This is a genomic window from Aureimonas ureilytica (assembly GCF_001475935.1).
GTDB lineage: Bacteria > Pseudomonadota > Alphaproteobacteria > Rhizobiales > Rhizobiaceae > Aureimonas > Aureimonas ureilytica_A.
The window spans coordinates 1-2,316 of sequence record NZ_LDQA01000049.1 but is presented as its reverse complement, the minus strand read 5'-3'; the positions used below and the strand labels follow the sequence as shown (position 1 = coordinate 2,316).

Annotated in this window: 3 protein-coding genes; 2 read left to right on the top strand and 1 reads right to left on the bottom strand. The window is 60.1% G+C overall.

What is annotated here, in order from left to right:
• The coding region (locus NS365_RS25035; RefSeq protein ID WP_244498492.1) for a recombinase family protein at window positions 1–315 on the top strand (315 nt) is incomplete at its 5' end.
• A 118-nt stretch (window positions 316–433) separates the two neighbouring features.
• On the opposite strand, the gene NS365_RS17860 is transcribed toward NS365_RS25035, so the two are convergent.
• The gene (locus tag NS365_RS17860; RefSeq protein ID WP_058601658.1) at window positions 434–1,327 is read right to left on the bottom strand and encodes a 3-hydroxyacyl-CoA dehydrogenase; all 894 of its coding nucleotides are present in this window, start codon (window positions 1,325–1,327) and stop codon (window positions 434–436) included.
• Between the two features lie 206 nt (window positions 1,328–1,533).
• On the opposite strand from NS365_RS17860, the gene NS365_RS17855 reads away from it, so the two are divergent.
• On the top strand, window positions 1,534–2,181 hold the full coding sequence (locus NS365_RS17855) for a TetR/AcrR family transcriptional regulator C-terminal domain-containing protein (RefSeq protein ID WP_082684693.1): 648 nt from the start codon (window positions 1,534–1,536) through the stop codon (window positions 2,179–2,181).
• Window positions 2,182–2,316: the final 135 nt, after the last annotated feature.

The window sequence follows — 2,316 nt, the reverse complement described above, 5'->3', positions numbered from 1 at the left end:
GCCCTGGGCGGTGTGGACCTTACCAGCTCGACGGGCCGCATGACTATGAGCGTCATCAACGCGGTCGCCGAGTTCGAGCGCGATCTCCTGATCGAGCGCACCCATGCGGGCCTGATCCGGGCGAAGGAACAGGGCAAGAGGCTCCGTTGCAAACAGCCGGAACGGGATCATTGCGACCCGTTCGGCTGTTTGCAACGGAGCCGGTTTGACGGTGCCCTCTCTATTCTTCTCACGTCGCTCTGCCGGCAACAGGGAGGTACATTCCGGCAAACGGGCTGCGGAGCACATGTTCGTGCAGGACAAAAGTTTATGTAACGGGCCAAAGCGCGTGGGTTTCGCATTTCCGCAGCGCTACCCCGGACCCACTGCGTACGCGGTGGGTCCGGGACATCGCCTCAGCGTCTTTCATGCCCCGGGGCGAAGTTGCGCTGCGTTATTTGAGAAACTCGGCCTTCAGATACGCCGGATCGGGATAGCAGTAGAACCCCTGTCCGCTCAGCGCGCCGAGCTTGCCTTGGTCGAGAAATTGCTCCTTCAGCGCCTGCGCCGAATTCTGGTCCTGCGCATTGTCGGTGGCGTCCGCATGCAACTTGACAATGTTGTAGATGGTTGTCAGGCCGACGACATCCATGATCGCAAAGGGGCCAACCGGCGCGCCGGTCGCGATCATCCATGTCTTGTCGACCGTCTCGGGATCGGCCACGCCAAGATGATGCAGTTCCCATGCCGCCCTGAGGAAGGGCACCAGAAGCGAATTAAGTATATAGCCCGGCTGTTCCTTGTGAATGGGAAGCGCGACCATACCGATCGCCTTCGCGAACGCGACCACCGTGTCGAACACGGCGGGATCGGTTCCGGGGTGCCCCATGATTTCGGCGGTGTTGCGGACCCAGATCTGATTGGCAAAGTGCAGCGCCAGGAATCGCTCCGGGCGCCCCGTTTCGGTGGCGAACTGGCTGGGCAGCAGCGTCGATGAATTGGTGCAGAAGATGGTTTTCGCAGGAGCCACCTGCGCCAACGCCGAATAGAAGTCCTTCTTGATCTGAATATTCTCGGGAATCGCCTCGATCGTAAGGTCCGCATCGGCAACCGAACGGGCGAGGTCTCTCGTGTAGGTCAATCGCGCGAGGGCCGACGCGACGTCCGCATCGGTCGCGCCAAGGTCCCGCTTGTAGCTTTCGCCTAGAACGGCAAATTTTTCGCGGGCCTTTTCCAGCAGTTCGTCCGCCAAATCATAGAGAGTGACGTTGAAACCGCGAAACGCTGTCTGGAATGCGATCTGGGCTCCGAGCACGCCGGAGCCGAACACCGTGACATTGTTGATCATCGATCGGACCTTATGTTGTCTTTTCAGCACCCACCGGGCGGAGCATGCGCCACCGGCGGGAAAGCGATGCAATATGCACTTCGAGTGCAATATGATGCACTATTAGTGCATTTACAACGGGCGCAGGCGCTAGGCACTACGCTGTTCGGCGTGATCGTGGAAAACGGCCGCCGAGCAGCCTGGCGGACAAACAGAATGGCGAGTGAATGAAGAAAGCTGTGAGCAGGATGGTCCGAGCCGATAGCCCTCACAGACGTTCCGCCGCACCCCAGGGCTCGTCGAGGAGCGCAATCGTCGACGCTGCGGAAATGCTCTTCCTGGAGCGGGGCTTCGGCGGGGTGAGCGTGGATGAACTGGCCGCTGCCGCGGGCGTGGCGCGACGGACGCTGTACAATCATTTCGACAGCAAGGAGCAGATTTTTGCCGAGGTGATGTCGCGGATGTCGGCGGATCTGGCGCAGGCGCTTCCACCGGCGGTGGAAACCATGGGCGATGTAAAGACCGTCCTGCGACTGGTTGCCGAGGCGGTCCTCGAATTCCAGACGCGTGCCGATTACCGCGCGCTGGTGTCGATCGTGATCGCCGAGGGAAAGCAGTTTGAGTGGCTTCGCGGTGAGTTCGCCCAACTCAACGATCCCTATCTCGAACGCTTTGCCCGCTACCTGTCCTTTTTGACAGAGGGGCAGATACTTGCCTGCGCCAATCCCGATCTCGCGGCGAGACAGTTCATCGGCTTGTTCAACGAAGCCTTGTTCTGGCCCACGCTGATGGGCCAGAGCGTGACGCTTGGCCGCCAGGAGGTCATCGACGAAGCCATCGGCATGTTCCTGCTTCGCTATCAGGGTAGGAGTTGAAAGGAGCCTGCCGGGGTCTGTTGCGAATAGCGATTAGGGATGCGAGCCTCGGAGCTAAGAGCGGCTACATTCGGGGGCGTGAGGCATGAGTTTGGCGTTCAAAGGCCGGCATTTCGTGTTGTTGCCCCCGAATGA

Bases quoted from the DNA above. Each gene is read 5' to 3' on its own strand.
- NS365_RS17860 (WP_058601658.1), bottom strand. From the start codon at position 1,327: ATGATCAACAATGTCACGGTGTTCGGCTCCGGCGTGCTCGGAGCCCAG.
- NS365_RS17855 (WP_082684693.1), top strand. From the start codon at position 1,534: ATGAAGAAAGCTGTGAGCAGGATGGTCCGAGCCGATAGCCCTCACAGA.